This window comes from Pseudomonas sp. GW821-FHT07E12 (assembly GCF_058986605.1).
In genome coordinates this window covers 128,354-147,290 of the sequence record NZ_JBYSVX010000007.1, presented here as the reverse complement: position 1 = coordinate 147,290, position 18,937 = coordinate 128,354, and the positions used below count along the sequence as shown (strand labels likewise).

17 protein-coding genes are annotated in these 18,937 nt (G+C 58.3%); 13 read left to right on the top strand and 4 right to left on the bottom strand.

What is annotated here, in order from left to right:
* Window positions 1-118: 118 nt before the first annotated feature.
* Window positions 119-1,528 (bottom strand): MATE family efflux transporter, encoded by a 1,410-nt coding sequence (locus AC3WJE_RS06980; protein ID WP_493730060.1) that lies wholly within the window; start codon window positions 1,526-1,528, stop codon window positions 119-121.
* Between the two features lie 356 nt (window positions 1,529-1,884).
* Here AC3WJE_RS06980 and AC3WJE_RS06975 point away from each other — a divergent pair, with 356 nt between their 5' ends.
* The 12 genes from AC3WJE_RS06975 to AC3WJE_RS06920 all read left to right on the top strand — a co-directional run bounded on the left by AC3WJE_RS06975 (window position 1,885) and on the right by AC3WJE_RS06920 (window position 14,004).
* Window positions 1,885-3,234 carry an undecaprenyl-phosphate glucose phosphotransferase gene (locus AC3WJE_RS06975; RefSeq protein ID WP_493730059.1) on the top strand — a complete coding sequence of 450 codons (1,350 nt, stop codon included), beginning with the start codon at window positions 1,885-1,887 and terminating at the stop codon, window positions 3,232-3,234.
* 92 nt (window positions 3,235-3,326) lie between these two features.
* A complete protein-coding gene (locus tag AC3WJE_RS06970) occupies window positions 3,327-3,683 on the top strand; it encodes a MarR family EPS-associated transcriptional regulator (RefSeq protein WP_493730058.1) in 357 nt (118 codons plus the stop codon).
* A complete protein-coding gene (locus AC3WJE_RS06965; protein ID WP_493730057.1) occupies window positions 3,683-4,177 on the top strand; it encodes a transcription termination/antitermination NusG family protein in 495 nt (164 codons plus the stop codon). The genes AC3WJE_RS06970 and AC3WJE_RS06965 overlap by 1 nt, the downstream gene beginning before the upstream one ends.
* 529 nt (window positions 4,178-4,706) lie before the next feature.
* The gene (locus tag AC3WJE_RS06960; RefSeq protein WP_493730056.1) at window positions 4,707-5,141 is read left to right on the top strand and encodes a low molecular weight protein-tyrosine-phosphatase; all 435 of its coding nucleotides are present in this window, start codon (window positions 4,707-4,709) and stop codon (window positions 5,139-5,141) included.
* 58 nt (window positions 5,142-5,199) lie between these two features.
* Window positions 5,200-7,413, top strand: a complete 2,214-nt coding sequence (locus tag AC3WJE_RS06955; protein WP_493730055.1) for a polysaccharide biosynthesis tyrosine autokinase — start codon at window positions 5,200-5,202, stop codon at window positions 7,411-7,413.
* 374 nt (window positions 7,414-7,787) lie between these two features.
* Entirely contained in the window at window positions 7,788-8,078 is a 291-nt protein-coding gene (locus tag AC3WJE_RS06950; protein ID WP_493730054.1) for a hypothetical protein, read from the top strand.
* Window positions 8,079-8,083: 5 nt separating this feature from the next.
* Complete coding sequence (locus AC3WJE_RS06945) at window positions 8,084-9,214, top strand: glycosyltransferase family 4 protein (protein ID WP_493730053.1); 1,131 nt, start codon at window positions 8,084-8,086, stop codon at window positions 9,212-9,214.
* 63 nt (window positions 9,215-9,277) lie between these two features.
* Window positions 9,278-10,639 (top strand): O-antigen ligase family protein, encoded by a 1,362-nt coding sequence (locus tag AC3WJE_RS06940; protein WP_493730052.1) that lies wholly within the window; start codon window positions 9,278-9,280, stop codon window positions 10,637-10,639.
* 24 nt (window positions 10,640-10,663) lie between these two features.
* Complete coding sequence (locus tag AC3WJE_RS06935) at window positions 10,664-11,290, top strand: acyltransferase (protein WP_493730051.1); 627 nt, start codon at window positions 10,664-10,666, stop codon at window positions 11,288-11,290.
* A gap of 38 nt (window positions 11,291-11,328) precedes the next feature.
* Window positions 11,329-12,342 carry a glycosyltransferase family 4 protein gene (locus AC3WJE_RS06930; protein ID WP_493730050.1) on the top strand — a complete coding sequence of 338 codons (1,014 nt, stop codon included), beginning with the start codon at window positions 11,329-11,331 and terminating at the stop codon, window positions 12,340-12,342.
* Window position 12,343: 1 nt separating this feature from the next.
* On the top strand, window positions 12,344-12,895 hold the full coding sequence (locus AC3WJE_RS06925; RefSeq protein ID WP_493730049.1) for an acyltransferase: 552 nt from the start codon (window positions 12,344-12,346) through the stop codon (window positions 12,893-12,895).
* Window positions 12,892-14,004: a glycosyltransferase family 4 protein gene (locus tag AC3WJE_RS06920; RefSeq protein WP_493730048.1), complete on the top strand. Its 1,113-nt coding sequence runs from the start codon at window positions 12,892-12,894 to the stop codon at window positions 14,002-14,004. Before AC3WJE_RS06925 ends, AC3WJE_RS06920 begins: the two co-directional genes overlap by 4 nt.
* 7 nt (window positions 14,005-14,011) lie before the next feature.
* On the opposite strand, the gene AC3WJE_RS06915 is transcribed toward AC3WJE_RS06920, so the two are convergent.
* The 3 genes from AC3WJE_RS06915 to AC3WJE_RS06905 form a co-directional block, all read right to left on the bottom strand.
* On the bottom strand, window positions 14,012-15,259 hold the full coding sequence (locus AC3WJE_RS06915) for a lipopolysaccharide biosynthesis protein (RefSeq protein ID WP_493730047.1): 1,248 nt from the start codon (window positions 15,257-15,259) through the stop codon (window positions 14,012-14,014).
* A gap of 90 nt (window positions 15,260-15,349) precedes the next feature.
* Entirely contained in the window at window positions 15,350-16,276 is a 927-nt protein-coding gene (locus tag AC3WJE_RS06910) for an NAD-dependent epimerase/dehydratase family protein (RefSeq protein WP_493730046.1), read from the bottom strand.
* Window positions 16,273-17,412 carry a glycosyltransferase family 4 protein gene (locus AC3WJE_RS06905; protein ID WP_493730045.1) on the bottom strand — a complete coding sequence of 380 codons (1,140 nt, stop codon included), beginning with the start codon at window positions 17,410-17,412 and terminating at the stop codon, window positions 16,273-16,275. The genes AC3WJE_RS06910 and AC3WJE_RS06905 overlap by 4 nt, the downstream gene beginning before the upstream one ends.
* Window positions 17,413-17,504: 92 nt before the next feature.
* Here AC3WJE_RS06905 and AC3WJE_RS06900 point away from each other — a divergent pair, with 92 nt between their 5' ends.
* The gene (locus AC3WJE_RS06900; RefSeq protein ID WP_493730044.1) at window positions 17,505-18,677 is read left to right on the top strand and encodes a glycosyltransferase family 4 protein; all 1,173 of its coding nucleotides are present in this window, start codon (window positions 17,505-17,507) and stop codon (window positions 18,675-18,677) included.
* The last annotated feature ends 260 nt before the right edge of the window (window positions 18,678-18,937 follow it).

Below are 18,937 nucleotides of genomic sequence, written 5' to 3'. Positions count from 1 at the left end.
GGCTTCAGCCGCGATGAGGCTTTCCCGAGAACGCCTCATCGCGGCTGAAGCCGCTCCTACAATCCATGGCATCCGTTATCACCGGTGCTGGTTTCTGCCTGGGCCATCGTGGCAAATATCAGCGGGTCTCCTCGGCCGCATCGGCCACCGGTGACGGCGGTTGTGCCGGAACTTCAGCAGGAACCGCCACTTCCAGTGCATGCGACGTCGACGTCAGCATGTGGGCACTGCGCCAGCCGCCCCAGCGGTAGTAGGCCAGCGACATCAGCATTGCGCACAGCGAACTGATCGGGAAGCTCCACCAGACCGCATCGGCGCCGAACCGGGGCATCAGCAATTCGGCGAGCGGCACCCGGATGCCCCATAGCGCCAAGGCCAGGATCACCAGCGGTGGTATCACCGCGCCGGTCGCGCGGACCACGCCGGAAATGACGAAGGTCACGCCGAACAGCAGGAACGACCAGATCGCGATGTGATTGAGGTGCCGCGCCGTCTCCAGCGCCACGCTGCCGGGCGGCAGGAACAATGACAGCGTCCAGCGATCGAGCAGGATCAACGGTGCAATCAGCGCGCCGGTCAGCAGGAAATTGAACAGCACACCGCTGCGTGCGGCAGCCCCGACCCGATCCCATTGGCGTGCGCCGACGTTCTGCGCGGCCATCGACGAGCATGCCGCACCGATCGCCATTGCCGGCATCTGCACATAGGTCCATAGCTGCAGCGCCGCCCCGTAGGCCGCCGCGGTATCGGTACCGAAGCCGTTGACCATGCGCATCATCGCGATCATCGCCAGCGAGATAAGCACCATCTGCAGGCCCATCGGAATACCCTTGCCGATCAGTGCCCGCAGGATCGGCAGGTTGATCAGGAACATCGCCGCATCGCGCCGGCCCAGCCACAGCACGTGGCCTCGACTGCGCATGTAGAGCAGCAGGCCGGACAGTGCGATCGCCTGGGCGGTGAGGGTCGCCCAGGCAGCGCCGGCGATCCCCAGTCGCGGGAACGGCCCGAGGCCAAAGATCAGCAGCGGGTTCAGCGCGATATCCAGCACCACCGACAGCAACAGGAAACGGAAGGGCGTGCGCGAGTCGCCAGCACCACGCAGCGCAGCCGACAGGAACGCGAACATGTACAGCAGCGGCATCGCCAGGAAGATCACCCGCAGATAGGCCTCGGCCAGCGCCAGCGAATCGTGGGGTGTCCCCATCGCCGCCAACAGGTGCCGGGCGAGCCAGACGCCGAAGATCGCGACCAGGACCGAGATGCCGACGAAGAACGTGGCGCTGGTGCCCATCACCCGCCGCGCCTGGACGACATCCTTGGCCCCCATCGCCTGGCCGATCAGGATGGTGGCCGCCATGCCGATGCCGAACACCGAGCCGATCAGGAAGAACATGATGTTGTTGGCATTGGCCGCCGCGGTCAGCGCGGCCTCGCCGAGGTAGCGCCCCACCCAGATCGCGTTGATCGAGCCATTGAGCGACTGGGCAATGTTGCCGGCCAGGATCGGCAGGGCAAATAGCAGCAAGTTCTTGCCGATTGGGCCCTCAGTAAGCGAAGTTGGACGCTGCATCGTGGCCAGGGCAGTTAAATTGAGGTGCAATCTTAACGGGGGCGCGCTCGTTAGTCGCTGCTGTGCGCTGTGTGGCTGCATGTCGAGAATTTGTTAAAATTAGACAAGAGGCACATATTTTGGTGTAGGTTTGACATGCGCTGACCCCCACAGCGTTTGTGTTTGTCCCCAGGAACGGGGGCAAGGTTCTGGAGGACTTGGCTTTGTTACATGGATCAGTTCGCGAGCTTGCCTTGAATGAGGCAGGTCTTCGCCATTCGCCAGGGGCATTAGCGGCAGTGGGTCTGTGGCTTCGGGTCGCGGATGTTTCCGTGCTGCTCGTAGCTGTTGCAGGCGCACACGTGCTGCGCTTTGGTTGGGTTGTGCCATCTGCGGTGCAGCGCATGTCGATCGGGACTTTGCTGCTCTACGCGCTTCTCTGCTTTGCCGTCGCGCCGCTGTATCGCCATTGGCGCAGCCGCAGCTTCGTGCGCGAACTGGCCATGCTTTCGATGTGCTGGCTGGCGATTTTCGCGGCCTTCTCCGTGCATTCGCTTCTGGTCCAGATGGCGGATGACGTTTCCCGGATCTGGCTCGCCTACAGTTTCCTGATCGGTTATTCCGGCATGGTGGCGGTGCGGTTCGGGGTAAAGACCCGGCTGCATATGCTGCGTCGCCAGGGCTGGGGGCAGCAGCGCGTGGTGGTGCTCGGACTCAGGCCGCCGGTGCTGAAGCTGCACCGCTATCTGATGGCATGCCCGGGCCTCGGTGTGGGCATCGCCGGCTACTTCGCTTCGCCGGATGACACCCGCTTCGGCAGAAGGAGTGATCTGCCGCGTTGCCTGGGGGCTCTCGATACCCTGGAAACCTACCTCCAGACTTCCCGGCACGAGATCGACCAGGTCTGGATCTCGATGCCGCTGACCGGTGAGGGGGGCAGGATGAAAGCGGTCCTCAAAATGCTGGAGCGCTTTCCGGTACCGGTCAAGCTGGTTCCGGACATTCGCACATTCGGGATGCTCAACCCCAGCGTCGAGCAGATCGGCAGAGTGCCGGTTATCAATCTGCGGCAGGGCCTGGCGAAGGGCAATTACCAGGTTCGCAAGCGGATCGAGGACGTCATCCTGGCACTGTGTGCGGCGATCTTTCTGTCGCCGTTATTGTTGCTGGTGGCGCTTGGCGTCAAGTTGAGTTCGCCGGGTCCTGTGCTGTTCCGTCAGCGTCGCCATGGATTGGGCGGGAAGGAATTCCACATGCTCAAGTTCCGCTCGATGCACGTGCACCAGGAGGAGTCCGGCAACGTGACCCAGGCGACGCGTAACGACCCGCGCGTCACCCGTTTCGGTGCCTTCCTGCGTCGTACCAGTCTCGACGAGCTGCCCCAGTTCTTCAACGTGCTGGGCGGCAGCATGTCGGTAGTGGGGCCGCGACCGCACGCGGTGCAGCACAACAATCATTACGAACACCTCATCGACCGCTACATGCATCGCCACTACGTGAAGCCGGGCATCACCGGCTGGGCCCAGGTGCACGGCCTGCGTGGTGAGATTCACGAGTTGCGTTCAATGCGAAAGCGCGTGCAGTACGACATCGATTACATCCGCCGTTGGACGCTGTGGCTGGATCTGAAAATCGTCGTGCTGACGGTGCTGAAGGTGCTTAGGCAGAAGACGGCGTACTGACATTTTGTTGTCGTATGCAGCGGCAGGGGACGGTTGAATGCTGTGGTGTAAGGCACTAAGGTTTGTTCAATCGTTGAACAAGGATGGCGCGTGTGCAGTCTGACGAAGTACGTCACCGATTGTTGAAAATGATCGAGGAGCGCCCCGAGCTGACCCAGCGCGAGGTCGCTATCGAGCTTGGTATCAGTGTGGGCAAGGTGAACTATTGCCTGCGTGCGCTGGTGAACCGTGGCTTCGTCAAGCTCGACAACTTCCGGCGCAGCGCCGACAAGCGCAAATACCGCTATTGGCTGACGCCATCCGGTATCGAGGAAAAGACCCGGATTACCTTTCAGTTTCTGCGCCGCAAGCTGGACGAATACGAGCGTCTCAAGCATGAGATCGCAGTATTGGTGGCCGAGCTCGGAGAGCTGAAAGCGGAGTCCGAGCGGCAGGAGGAGTTCAGCTGATGCGCGGCTGGCATCTCGTTCTCACTCGCCCAAAGCAGGAGCGGGTGGCTTTGGTGCAACTGGAGCGCCAGGGGTATGAGGCCTGGTTGCCGTTGGCACACGATCGCGCCGGCAATCAGGATTCCACACGTGTGATGCCACTATTTCCACGATATCTGTTTGTCAATGTGGATAGTGAAACCGACAACACAGCCCCGATTCGCAGCACGATCGGCTGCTGCGGGCTGGTGCGATTCGGAATGACGCTGGCCATGTTGCCGGTGCAGGTGGCAGAGGCCATTCGACTGCGCTGCGATGACCAGGGGTATGTGCGCACTGGTTGCGACTGGGAGCCGGGTGCTCGATTGAAAGTTCTGGATGGTCCGTTCTCAGGCTTCGAGGCGGTGTTCCAGGCGCGCTCGGCTGGTGAACGTGTCTCGGTCTTGTTGCATTGGCTGGGCGTAGCCCGGCCGGTCCAGATGTCGGCTGGGAGTCTGAGACTCGCCACCGACTGACGCTGCGGGTGCAGCACCCGCAGCGCACACCATTATGCGTGACCCCTTGGGCGAACGTAGGGCGGTAGCGTGCCTGAGGGGGGGGGGGCGATCTATTGTCGAGCAAGGTAGTGGTTCCATATGAAAATCGCACTTCGCGGATGACAGGCTGTGCCGGCTTCTCCAGCGTTGTATTGCGGGTGCAAAGATCGATTCCGGCGTGAAGTGCCTGAGCACCGGCAAGCATCCATCGCCTGATCGATTAAGGTGGCTTCAAACCATTTCCCCATCTCCCGTATCCAACCGGGGCATTGTGAAGAGCATCATTGGAAAGACCGGCGCGGTCATTTGAATGTTCCAAGGAGCTTGAATTTGTGAGGCGGGGCACCTTTTCACGGCGGATATTCCGGTGAATGTGCTTCAGTTGCACGCGACCCCTGTTTGGTCCGGTGTGCAGCCAGTTGGGGTATGCTTTAAGGTCACGTGCGACCAGAGGTCGCTTGAACAAGGGCCTACACTAGGGCCATGGACTCATCGGGATTTTTAGTAGGTGTTCAAGAACATTTTGTTCGTATGTATCGGCAACATCTGTCGAAGCCCTTCGGCCGAAGTGATGATGCGCCACGCGTTGCAGGGGCGGGACATCCAGGTTTCTTCGGCAGGTCTCGGCGCATTGGTTGGCCGTTCGATCGATCCTACGGCGCAAGAGTTGCTGACGGAGCATGGCCTTGACGCCAATACACACCGAGCTCGTCAGGTCGATTCCAGCATTCTTGCGATGGCCGACTTGGTGCTGGTGATGGAGCGCAAGCACCTGAAGGCCATCAGTGAGCAGGCCCCCGAAGCCTCAGGAAAAAGTTTCCTGCTGGGCAAATGGCAGTCCGACCGGGATATCCCTGACCCTTATCGACAGCAGCGCCCCGCTTTCGAGCATGTCTACCGCCTTATGGCGGAAGGTGTCGAAAGCTGGCGGCGCTATATCTAGTTTCGACTTTTCCATTTTTTCCCATTCTTCATTAATTCTTTCGAGCCATTCGCCTGCCATGACGAGCCAAGATCCACGAACCACCACTGCCGTTGACACGGATGAGATCGATCTGCGGCAACTGTTGGGAACCCTGATCGATCACAAGTGGTGGATCACCGGCATCACCGCGACTTTCTTCGTCATGGCGGTGGGCTATGCATTGCTGGCTACCCCCATTTACCGGGCCAATGCCATGGTGCAGGTGGAATCCAAGATTCCGTCGTTGCCTGGGCTGACGGATCTGACCCAGACCCTGGGGGTGGGCGGCAGCTCTGAGGCGACGACCGAGATCGCGTTGATCACCTCGCGTGCTGTGGTCGGCAGTGCCATGGACGAACTCAAGTTGGACGTGAAGGCCGAGCCCTATCGTTTTCCTTTGCTGGGGAGCTATCTCGCGCGCAAGGCGGAGAGAGCAGATCCGGACTCGATCGCCAAACCCTGGCTGGGGCTCAACAGCTTTGGCTGGGGAGGGGAGAGGCTGGACATTTTCCAACTGGAGATGCCGGCCCGCCTGCTGGAAACGAATTTCACGCTGACGGCTGGCGATAAGCCGGGAAGTTTCATTCTGTCTGCCGATAACGGGGACTTGCCCGCGTTGCAAGGACAGGTGGGAGAGCCTGTGGAGGGGCGCGGTATAAAGATCCAGGTGGCTCAGCTGAAAGCCAATCCAGGGACCCGCTTCCATGTGGCCAAGCTGCGTCGGCTGAACGTTGTTTCCAACCTGCAGAGCGACGTCGTGGTTTCCGAATCCGGCAAGGACTCGGGAATCCTGACATTGAGTTACGAGAATGCCGATCCGGCCTTGGCACAGGACTTCCTGCAACATGTGGCCCAGGCCTATGTGCGCCAAAACGTAGAGCGCAATTCTGCTGAAGCCTCCGCGCAGCTTGTTTTTGTCAAAGAGTTGTTGCCGAACGTCCGCAAACAGGTGGATGCGGCCCAGGAAGCACTGAGTGCCTATCAAACCAAGGCCAATTCGGTCGACCTGAGCCTGCAAACCAAGGGATTGCTGGACCAGGCTGTTGCGGTGGAAACCAGCATCCAGCAATTGCGCCTGCAGCAAGCTGAAATGGACCGCAAGTTCACCCGCGACCACCCGGCTTATCAGGCGTTGATGCGGCAGCTCGGTGAACTTGAAGGGCGCAAGGCCGGGTTCCAGGGGCAGGTCAAACAGTTGCCCGAAGCACAGCAGGAACTGCTCAAGCTGACTCGCGACATGCAGGTTGGCAATGAGATGTATACGGCGCTGCTGGGCCAGGCTCAGCAATTGGACGTGGCGCGTGCTGGCACCGTAGGCAACGTACGCATCGTCGATGCGGCGGCAGTGGACGAGACTGCACCGGTGAAACCCCGCAAGGGATTGGTCGTACTGGTAGGTGCATTGCTTGGGGCCTTCCTGTCCGTCGGCATCGTATTGCTGAAGCAGATGCTCAATCGGGGAATCGAGGATCCTGCGCACATCGAGGAACTGGGATTGCCGGTGTATGCCTCCATCCCCGTAAGCCCGACCCAGGTAAGCGACTCGGTGCGTGGCCGTTTTCGCGGCGACGGTAAACTCCATCTGCTCGCGGTCAACGAGCCTGCAGACCTGGCGGTGGAGGCCATTCGCAGTCTGCGTACAAGCCTGCATTTTGCGCGGCTGGAAGCGAAGAACAATGTTGTGCTGATCTCTGGTTCCAGCCCCAACGCAGGCAAGACCTTCGTGTCCTCGAACCTGGCGACGGTGATCGCACAGGCAGGGCAGCGAGTACTGATCATCGATGCAGACATGCGCAAGGGAACGCTGCACAAGGCATTGGGTGCTTCGCAGTCGCCGGGATTATCGGATGTGCTGGTTGGCGACGTTTCCGTTGAACGGGCTACTCATACGCTGCCGGGATTGGAAAACCTGCAGTTCATCGCGCGCGGCGATGTGCCGCCGAACCCCTCCGAACTGCTGATGCACGAGAATTTCACCCGTCTGCTGGAGCGGGTGACGAAGGAGTATGACTTGATCATCATCGATACCCCGCCGATTCTGGCAGTCACCGATGCGGCTATCATCGCCCATCATGCGGGGACCAGCCTGCTGGTCGCGAGGTTTGGCCTGAATCAACCCAAGGAGTTGGCGCTGGCGAAGAAGCGTTTCGAGCAGAATAACGTCAAGCTCAAGGGCGCGATCTTCAACGCCGTCGAACGACGTTCGACAGGCTATTACAGCTACGGCTACTACGAGTACAAATCCAGCTGAGGCATCTGTCGTTCCTTTGCCTGTCGGGAGAGGGGACGGGCCTGCTCCGGCATGTTTGATTCGTCACGCCATGGTTTTCTTGCGCCGGTTGGCGATATGGCCTGCATGACATGTGATGTTCCGCAGGTATGCGGCCTTGATCGCGTGGATTGATTCTTGGCCACGGGGGATGGTTACAAGGGGCTGCCGGAATCGGGCTTGTCATTTCGTTGGCACGTTGCCTGTTCCCGGGCAAGCCCTGTTTGCACCACGGCTTTCCACGGTTTCTATAGAGCCAAGCTTGCCTGGTTCTATTGGCTCCATGGCGCAATCCGTGCTGCTTGGCATCCCGAGGCCAGCCACTGTCGATCGCCTCTTCCACATCAGACAACTACATGAAAATTGCAATCGCCGGTACCGGCTACGTCGGGTTCTTCATCGTGGTGCTGCTTGCCCAGCACCATGCTGTGGTGGCGCTCGACGTCGACCCGATCAAGGTCCGGAAGCTCAATGACAGACAGTTCCCCATTGAGGACAAGGAAATTCAGGATTACCTGAGCAATCAGAGTCTCGATTTTCGCGTCGTATCGGACAGGCGCGAAGCCTACGAGGCCAGCCGCGTCACCGGCAACATCCGCGATGTGGCCAGCAAGGTCCACGGCCGCGATTTGTTCGGGGTGGATTGAACGTGATGGATATAACCAAGCTCAGAATCGCCATCGTGCATGACTGGCTGGTCGTGTATGGCGGTGCTGAACGGGTGCTCGAAGAACTCATTGGCCTGTTTCCTCAGGCCGACATTTTCAGCACGGTCCACGATCTGGACGACAGCAACAATGCTTTCCTGAAGGGCAAGGTCCCCACGACCACCTTCATCCAGAAGCTGCCGTTCGGCAGGAAGAAATACCGCAGCTACCTGTCACTGATGCCCCTGGCCATCGAGCAACTGGACCTGTCCGCCTACGATCTGGTGATCAGCTCTTCATCGAGTGTGGCCAAGGGAGTCATCACCTCGCCAAATCAGCACCACTTGGCTTACGTGTACAGCCCGGCACGCTATGCATGGGACCTGCAGCACTCCTATCTGAAGGAGGGGGGCATCGAGACGGGCGTGAAGAGCTGGCTAGCCCGTATTCTGTTGCACTACTTCCGCATCTGGGACGTGCGCACCGCCATGGGGGTGGACAAGTACGTGGCCATTTCCAAGTTCATCGGTGCTCGCATCCGCAAGATCTACGGCCGCGAATCGCAGGTGGTGTATCCCCCGGTTGACGTGGAGCGTTTCACTCCCGGCGGTGAAAAGGAAGACTTCTACCTGACCGCCTCGCGGATGGTGCCTTACAAGAAAATCCCGCTGATTGCCGAGGCATTCTCGCGCATGCCGGGCAAGAAGCTGGTCATCATCGGCGAGGGCCCGGAGATGGAGCGGGTCAAGGCGCTGGCCGGCCCGAATGTGAGTGTGCTGGGCTACCAGCCTGGCGCGGTGATGCTCGATCACATGCGCCGTGCCAAGGCCTTCGTGTTCGCCGCGGAGGAGGATTTTGGCATTGCCCCGCTGGAGGCGCAGGCCTGTGGCACGCCTGTCATTGCCTACGGCCGTGGCGGCGCGCTGGAAACGATTGTCGGCAATGGTGATTCGCCCACCGGCCTGTTCTTCGGCGAACAAACGGTGGATTCGATCTGTGCGGCCGTGGCCCGCTTCGAAGCCAGTCCTGCCGTCTTCCTTCCGGAGAACTGTCGTGCCAATGCGATGCGCTTTTCCACCGATGCCTTTCGCAGGAACTTCCTTGCCCAGGTTCACGAGTTGCTGCAGGGAGAATGACCCGCACATGCATGCCGACGACTTCGCCAAGCAAAACAAGCCACGCGTGACTGGAGGGTGGTCATGAAAAAACTGGTGCTTGTCCAGATCATGTTCTTCCTGTTCGCCATTGTCGGCGCCTTTGCAGGCTTGTCCGCGATCATCGAACTTGTCTATCTGCCATTTGCACTGGTCCTTGGCCTGTATTTGTTTCGCGCTTCGTCGCCCAACTACCTGGGCTTCTGTATGTGGTTGTGGATGCTGACGCCCTTCGTGCGGCGCGTGGTCGATTTCAATACCACCTACCACGCCGAGAGCCTGGTGATGCTGGCGCCCTACCTGGTCAGCTGCATCGCGGCCACGTCGATGCCCAAACTGCTGCGCAGGCGCATTTCGGCCTATGTCCTGCCTTACCTCGGGATCATTGCGATCGTGCTGTGGGGTTTCGTCATCGGCTTGTTCCAATCCGGCTTTTTCGCCGCCGCCTACGCAGCGCTGACCTGGTTGGGCCCGATTTTTATAGCTTTGCATATCCTCGGCCACCCAGAATTTATCGAAGCCAATACCTCGCAAGTATTCAAGGCTTTCGAATGGGGTGTGCTTATTATCGGCATCTATGGCCTTTACCAGTTCTTCTTCTATCCTGCATGGGACAAGTACTGGGTGACGAATGCGGAAATGGGGGCCATCGGTTTTGCCGAAGCGGGCAATGTTCGCCTGTTCTCGACCATGAATTCGCCCGGTGTATTCGCTCTCTTCCTCACCGCAGGGCTAATCACGATATTGCCCAAGCAGGGCATCTTCAAAAACATCGTGTTCGCCATCGGCCTTGCCGCACTGATGTTGTCGCTGGTGCGTTCGGCGTGGTTGTGCTTCCTGATGGGCTTCATCTTCATCCTGTTTGCCATGCAATGGAAGCGTCGAATCCGTTACATCATCGGGGCGCTGGTGCTTGCCGTTGTTTCCCTGCCATTGTTGCTGGTTGGTCCCATCGCAAATCAGATCCAATCCCGTCTGCAGACCTTCAGTAACCTCAGCCAGGATACTAGTTTCCAGTCACGATCGAATCTCTACGATCAATTCTCGCAATTCGCCTCAGGCTCCCTGTCCGGCAATGGACTTGGCAGTACAGGCGCTGCATCAAAGCTGTCATCCAGTGACTACAATTCCCTGGATAGTGGCCTGTTGGACCTTGTCTACACATTCGGGCTTTCCGCAATCGCGTTTTTTCTTTGCCTGCTAGGCCTCGCTTATTTCTGTTTCAAGAAACGAAATAATGGAATTCACGCACAAACAGCCATCGCCATCACGTTCGCGCTGATCTTTCAGTTGCTGATCGCAAACATTCTTTACGCGCCGACGGGTATATTGTTCTTCGTGTTCTCCGCCATTGCCATGCTTCACAAGCAAAGAATATCGAAAGCCCCCCATTTCTCTGACTTTTAACTTCAGAATCTTCAATTTCCTGCCATGCTAAAATTTCTGTGGGAAAACAGGGAGAGGCCAGCGATATTTACCAAGCGTTGGCTGGTGGTTTGGTTAAAAAGGGCATTGATGTCATGGAGACTCCTGAAAATTCATCTTGCACGAAGAAAGCTGCGAAGGGATGGCGTGCAATTGGGCGAGCTTTCCATTGTTCATAAGCTCGACATCAATGGCAGGCGCCAGAATATCCAGATCGGCTCGCATACCTTCATCGCCGATGGCGTGCATATCACATCCCATGGGGCGGTGAAAATAGGTTCTCGTGTGGCCATCAATAGCGGTGTCCGCATCCTTGCCGCAAGCCACGACTTGTCCGACCCCAAATGGAGCATGTTCTCTCGTCCGATCAACATCGGCGACCATGCATGGATAGCAACTGGGGTCATCATCCTTCCCGGTGTGAGCATCGGAACCGGTGCAGTCGTCGGAGCAGGCGCCGTGGTTTCGATCAATGTGCCGGATTACGCATTGGCAATAGGTAATCCCGCCAGCATCGTGCCTGATAGAAGATCGAAAAAGCTCGATTACAACCCTGTCCTCTTCACGGCTCCCTATGAGGCATGGCTAGGGAAAAATGCGCAATCTTGCACCACCGAACAAACAAGGCCGTAGGCATGCGAGTCACCTGGTTGGCATTGGAATGGCCCCGGATGGGTCACCATTCGGGAGGCGTGGGGCGTTATGCCGCGCGTCTTGCCGAGCGTACCGCGCAGTTGGTGGACCTCACTGTGGTGACCTATGAAGGCGCCGAACAGATTCCCGGCATTCGTTACGTGCTGCTGCCTGCCCCCAATGGACGCATCGACCGTTATTACGTATCGGCAGTGCGCGCACGCGCCGCCGTGCACTCCACGCAACCGGATGTGATCCACGCCCATGGGGACGATTTCCTGCTCGCCGGTGGCGTGCCCATCGTCCGCACCTTCTACGGTTCGTCGCTGAGCGAAGCCCGAGCTTCGCGTGGCCTGCGCCGTGCCAATCATTACATCTTGGGCGCGTTGGAATGGTGGTCGGCGCGATGCGCCTCGGTGCGCCTCGGCATCGCGCCGGAAACCATCGACCTGTTCGATTGCGAAGGACTGTTCCCGCCTTTTCTTGGCTCCACGCCGGTCGCGCCAAGGCAACCTGCCACATCACCCACGATTGTTTTCGTCGGCAGTTTCCATGGCCGAAAACAGGGCCGGCTGGCACAGCAGGCCGTCGCCCATTTGCGCGAACACTGCCATACAGATGCAAGGCTGGTGGTCATCGGCCCGCAGGATGATGCTGCCCGATGGGAACCATGGGTCGAACACCGCAGCGGTCTCTCCGATACGGAAGTATCGGCACTGCTTTCAACGGCGTGGTTGCTGGTGTCGCCTTCCAGCTATGAAGGCTTCGGTATCCCCGTTGTCGAGGCACTGGCGCATGATGTCGCCGTGGTCGCACTGCGCAATCCAGGGAGCGACTACATCCGCAGCCAAGCGGACTCCGATCTGCCATTGCAACTCACCGATGCCGAAGGCTTCGCAAACCTAGTTGCCACGCGAATTGCCAGTGGCCCAAAACTCTCCACAGTAGAATCGACAAGTGCACAAACTGTCGTTTCCAAACTGACTTATGCAGGATCACCCGGGCGACTGGTCTCCATCTATCGAAAAGTACTCGATCAACGGGGCGAATGAAATGAGTTTCATCAAACCTCGCCCCAAGGGCGCTATAACGACACGGTCTCCTGTAAAGCTTCCCCCAGCGCATCCAAACTCTTTCCAGTTGGTCCTGCAAGCTATTCGTCGCCGACTGGCAGATGGCCCCATCGGTCGCTTCATGCGCTTCGCAGTCGAACGCACCCCCTACATCGTCGGGGAACATGGGCCGGCTTGCAAAATCCATCCTACCGCGCATGTTGGGAATGCCGTTCTCAATGCAACAAGCGGCGTCATCATCGTAGAAGAATTTGCATTCTTCAGCCATGGCGTCAGCTTGTTGGCAGGGACTCACAACATAATGAAAACGGGCGCCGAGCGCCAACGCTCGATACCGAATTCCGGTCACGACATTATCATAGGGCGTGGTGCTTGGATTGCCACCAATGCGACCATCATCGGCCCTTGCCATATAGGTGAGAACGCCGTAGTCGCCGCCGGCTCGGTAGTAATGAGCGATGTGCCCGCGAATGCACTGGTCGCAGGTATTCCCGCACGGGTGATCAAGATCCTGGAATTTCCATCCCCATGAGAATTCTGATCATTACCCCACATTACCCCCCATACCCTGGTGGAACCGCTGACTACACCGCACGGATGTGTGTTGAGCTTCGAGATCGTGGTCACCTGGTGCGCGCAATCACACGCCATGGGAATCCAGCAAGCGAGCCCATCGAAGTTACCGCAATGCGGGATCCATGGTCACTACGCTCTCTTCGGCGTTTACTTGGCGAAATCAATCGAGATCGCCCTGATGTACTTCTGGTCCAGTACGGCCCGTACTCGTTCAATCAGCGCGGCCCAGGTATCCCAGTTGCCTTGCTGTTAATAGCAGCAGCCCGAATATCCAGCATCCCGATGGTTGTTTATGGGCATGAGCTGTATGCGCCATGGCACCAATCCTGGTTACGGGTCCCGTGGTATGTGACGCAGCGCGTGGCGGTAGGCATGCTGGCTTGGTTTAGCAGGAAGCTTGTTTTAACCATTGAGTCCCGACGCAGCAGGCTGATGCAGGTTCTTCCTTGGCTGCACAACCGATTGGACGTGATCCCGATTACGCCAACACTTGATCTGGAGTCAACAGACTCCGTTTGGCGCTCGAACAAGAAAATAGATGACGATGCAATCTTGCTTGCAGCCATGGGGACGGATGATCCAACCAAAGGTGCGAAAATATTGGGGGAGATAGCGAATGGCCTGTTGGCAGCCGGCATAAAATTCCGATTCGTCACTATCGGTGGACTCAAGCCCGACCATCCCTCCATCGAATCATGGGGTTATGTGAGTGCCCATGACGCGTGGAACCTGCTCTCAGCCGCAGATATTTTCGTGATGCCCTACGGCGATGGCATTTCCGCGCGCCGTACATCTGCAATGAATGCATTAACCGCAGGAACTGCAATATTGACTACTCGCGGCAGGAATACCGACTCCAGCCTATTTACCGATGCCAGCTTGGCGATGGCACCCGCTGGCGACTCTGAGGCGCTCGTCAATAAAGCCATTTATCTGGCTCATCATCCAGAGGTAAGAAGCAGATTGCGCGCAAACGCCAAACTGTTGGCGGAGTCATCATTTTCATGGAAGACCCATATCAAGCGATGGGAGGAGCTACTTGGCAGTGCGGTAACTTCTCCTTGAATGCATTCTACTTCCGAGCCATCAATGAATGGATGAATCTGAAATCTTCAGCTCTTGGCACGAGATATGAGCTCCACGATTCACCTGATGAACGTCCAGCCGCGATAACAAGGACCGCCAATGTAGTGACATAACCAAATGAGCTTCCGGCAGCGGCGCCTAATACTCCAGCTATTCGTGCCATGCCTATCATGGATGCCACCATTACTATAAGCCCCACAAGCTGCGCAAGCGCAGCCACCTTGGGTTTACCGGCCAGAGAGGTGGCGTACGCCAGAAAATTGGAGCCTGCACCGCAAACTGTCCCAAACAACAGTGCCCAGGCAATCGGAACAGATCTGGAAAAGTCGCTCCCGAAAAGCAAGGGCACCACCAACGGCGACACCAGCGCAATTGCCACGCTGGTTAACACCGTTATCGCCAACAACAAGCGTGATGCCCTGGCGGTCGCACTGCCGAGATTATCCAAAGATAGTCGCTTCGAAAACGACTGGCTGGCGGCACTCGCCAGCATCATTGGCATTCCAGCCAAGGTGGCGCCAACAACATAAAATCCGGCATCGCGAAACGATAGCATTTGTGCAACGATCAGTGCATCGGACCGATTATTCCCAATCGTGACCAACGTGGTCAGCATGGCAGCACCGCCAAACTTCCACATCTCCACAGTAGTAGTGTAATTGCGTTTGAGAGGGCGCGATTCCATTAGCGCCTTGATTGCCGGTGCTGCGGAAACTACATTGCCTATGAAATAGGCTAAACACGCAGTCGTCAGAGTCAACCGATCTGTAACAAATAGAAGCGTAAGGCCAATTACGGGGATAATCGCGCTACTTAGACGAATAGTCATCATCGTCTTCCAGCGTTCCTCTCCAAGCGCAATACCACTTCCCAGTTGAATCATTGCTGAGAACGGCAAAACCATCAATTGCGCGACGATAAGAATTTTAAGAAGAGAATCATCTTTGCCGAATATGGTCGCAATCGGCCATGCGGCTAGCAACCAAACGCCCAAGGAAATGATAACTATTGGCAGCGCAGAGCCAATCAGTTCTCCTCTGGTTCGCCCATGAGAACGCTGTCGAATGATATAGCCGAGTGCGCCAAAATCGACTAGAAAAGAAGCCATCTGACCAATAATTAGAACGACAGCAAGCCGACCCCTGCCATCCACACCCAAGCCACGTGCTTGGATCGGTCCGGACATCAAGGAAAGAATGGCTACCGTTACTTGGACTCCAGTGGTGGCGAACAAGTTTCGCATCAATGAACCGGTAGACGACTTCGAGTTCATGTCAGCCCAATTGGTTATTCAATTTTCTGATTGTACCTCACGGTAAGCCACTTATTGATTCATGGCCCAGTGATAGGTTTCTTTCAACCCTTCAACGAAGGCCATTTGTGGCTGGAATCCCAGCGTCTGCAACGAACTGATGTCCGCTTGCCAGCGTACTGGGTCGCCAACCCGGACTTCGCCGGAGAAATTGACTTCGGCCTGCAAGCCGCTGGTCGCAAGCAACGCTTCGGCCAGCTCGCCCAGCGTGGTTTCGTTGCCGGAGGCGACGTTGTAGCTTTCGCCTGCAAGGGCGCCGGTGTGCGCGATGGCAATGAAGGCCGCGACGGCGTCGGCTACATGCACGAAATCGCGCGACACTTCCGGGGCGCCGAAGAAGGAAAGGTTGCTTCCTCCTGCCCCAACCTTGCGCGCCCAGTCGTAAATGACCTGCTTATCCTGGCCGGGGCCATAAACCGAGAATAGCCGCGCCGATGCACCCGGTACGCCGAATGAATCAGCGTAAAGGCGCACATAGGCCTCTGCAGCAAATTTGGAAACGCCATAAGGCGACAGCGGATTCAGTGGATGCGTTTCGTGCATCGGTCGCATACGTGCGGTGCCATACACCGCCGCCGAAGATGCATAGATGAAGCTGGTCGTGCTCCGGCACTCACGCAAAGCCTGCAAGATGCGTACTGGTGCACGCAGGTTGCTCTCCAGATCTTCAAGCGGTGACTGCACGGAGGCTGGCACCGAAGCAATTCCGGCAAGAAAGAATATTGCATCGCACTCAGGTAGGTAATTTCGCGGGTCTTCGTTGGCAACATCTGCCTGAATCCATGCGTGTGGTGCCAGCAACCGTTTGGGCAACACGCGTTTTTCCCGTCGCGAAATGCCCGTAACACGCACTCCGTCCCTTGCCAATCTATCCACCAGCCAAGAACCAAGGAACCCGGAGGACCCGATCACGACTGCGTGGTTCAAGGGGCGACTCATGCTTCGTGTTCCTCGCTTGCCTCTCGTAACAGAGTTTCCAATTGTGCGCCGACATATTCCCAGCGGAAACTCTGCTCGACGCGTTCGCGTGATTGCGCCCCGAGACCCGCAGCATAAGCCGGATCGGACAACAGGCGAATCAGGGCCTGCGCAATTTCGGCGCTGCTTTCCGGGTCCACCGACAAGCCGGTCTTGCCGTCGAGCACGGCCTCGCGTGGGCCGCCGACATTCCCGGCGATTGCAGGCAGTGCCCATGCCGCTGCCTCGAGATAAACTACGGGGAACCCTTCGCCGCCGATTTCATCCTTCGGGTAGCGCGCCGGCATCGCGAACACGTGCGCGGCATCCAGCCAACGGTCGCGCTCGTCATCATCGACCGCACCGAGGAACTTTACCGCATCGCCCAGGCCAAGCTGTAATGCGCGCGCCTCAAGTTCGGGCTTGATGCGACCATCGCCGATCACCACCCATTGCGCATCCGGCACTACTTTGAGAACGGTGGGCAAGGCTTCGATGATCTTGTCGTGGCCCTTGTACCAATCGCGCAGGCGCGCCGTGGTGAGGACGGTAGGTCGCGATGCCGACTTGCTACCCGCCCGGGGCGGCACTTCCACGCCTGGATGGATCACCGACACCGGCGCCGGCAGCTGGCCACCACAAGCATCGACCATCAGGCCGCGGGTGAATTCACTGACGGCCACACCGGCATCGGAACGGCGCATCGTCCAGGCAGTCATGCCGGGACGACCCGCGACTTCCTTGCCGTAGGTGTAAAGCACATTCGCGGCGCGATAACGCCTGGCCAACCATGCCGCCGCAGGCCCGGACACGACATGGCCATTGAGAACCACGTCGGGCCGCCAGTCCGGCGCCCGCAGGATCGCGAAAACGTTGAACAGCGCATTGCGCACAACTGCCCGCTTGCTGATGGCAGGCACGCGAGTGATGACCTGATGCTGGCTCGCGTCGAAAACTGATGCGTCGGGATCATCCAGGGTGAGCACGCGTACTTCGGCGCGCGGCATGGCCATGGTGATGCGATGTAAGAGGCGCTGGATGCCCCCATGCGCTGGCGGGTAATCCGGAGTGACGAGGAGAACTCGCAGCGCGCGATCCTTCAGGGGAGTATTCGACATGAAGCCTCGGAAGAAAGTACTTTTGCTCTGCAGTATAGTCCAAGCATTGTCTTCATTTCCTGTATTCCCGCTCTCTTCACATGCCCAATCACATGCAATACCCATCCATCCTTTTCGTCGATCAAAGTGGGGAAATGGGAGGGGCAGAACTGTCGTTGTTCGACATCGCCCGTCACCACGCACGGGATGGCAAAGTCGTCCTGCTGTCCGACGGTTTGTTCCGCGAACAGCTGTGCGCAGTCGGCGTCGATGTTGAGGTGCTCGCATTGGGATCGGCGGGCAGGATCGAACGCGACAGCCGGTTGAGCAATGCGCTTTTCGCCATTCCGTCGCTGCTGAAAACCGCACTGGGCCTGGCCAGGCGAGCCCGTTCGCATGACCTGCTTTACGCCAATACGCAGAAGGCTTTCGTCGTTGCCGCACTCGCCTCGGCCATTGTGCGCAAGCCGCTGGTCTGGCATCTGCGGGACATCCTCACCGCCGCGCATTTCTCTCCCGGCTTGCGCAAGCTTGTCGTCGTGCTGGCCAATCGTTTCGCGACCTGCGTGATTGCCAATTCACAAGCCACCGCCGATGCCTTTCATTCTGCGGGCGGAAATTGCACCGTTCACGTGGTTCACAATGGCATCGATCCTGCGCCTTTCGATGCCATTGATCGTGATGGAGCGAGACAGGCCTTGCGCACGGAACTTGGCAGCGGCCCCGCGCCGCTGGTCGGGCTGTTCAGCCGCTTGGCCGAATGGAAAGGGCAGCACGTGCTGGTCGAGGCGATGCGCGACCTGCCTGATGTGCATGCAGCCTTCGTCGGCGGCGCGCTGTTCGGCGAGGACGCCTACGAGACCAAGCTCAAACGACTTGCGATGGACCTTGGCGTATCAGAGCGTTGCCATTTCCTCGGCTTTCGGCGCGACATTCCCGCTCTGATGGTTGGCATGGATATTGTGCTGCACACTTCGATCACTCCCGAACCCTTCGGTCGCGTGGTGGTCGAAGGCATGTTTTCGGGCAAGCCCGTGATCGCTACCGAAGGAGGCGGCGTCAACGAGATCATCGATGACGGCAACACCGGGCTGCTGGTACCTCCGGGCGATCAGCAAGCATTGCATGCCGCCATCCGGCAACTGCTCGATGCGCGCGATCGTGCCATGGCACTGGCAGAGCGCGGCAAGGCCGAGGCGCATCGGAAATTCTCGCTAAGTGCCTGTCTGGCGGGCGTGGATGCTGTCGTTGCCGGGATCATGCGCGCGCCGCGCGCCAAGCCTTGATCGAAAAGTATCCAACGCAGCGTTTCGCGCAACACTGGCAGCTCCCAGTCGCCGAGCAGCTTGCGCAAGCGCGCGTTGTCGCCGCTGAGCGTCTTCACTCCATTGGTGTGCACGAAGGCCGAATTACCCCGTAGTTCGATGGCATGGCCGCTCAGTTCCTCGCACGGCGCTATCACTCCGCGCAGCGACCATGCCTGGCCGGAGCTGATGTTGACCGTCCCGCCGGTGGCCCGGGCAGGTGTCGATACAAATACACGACA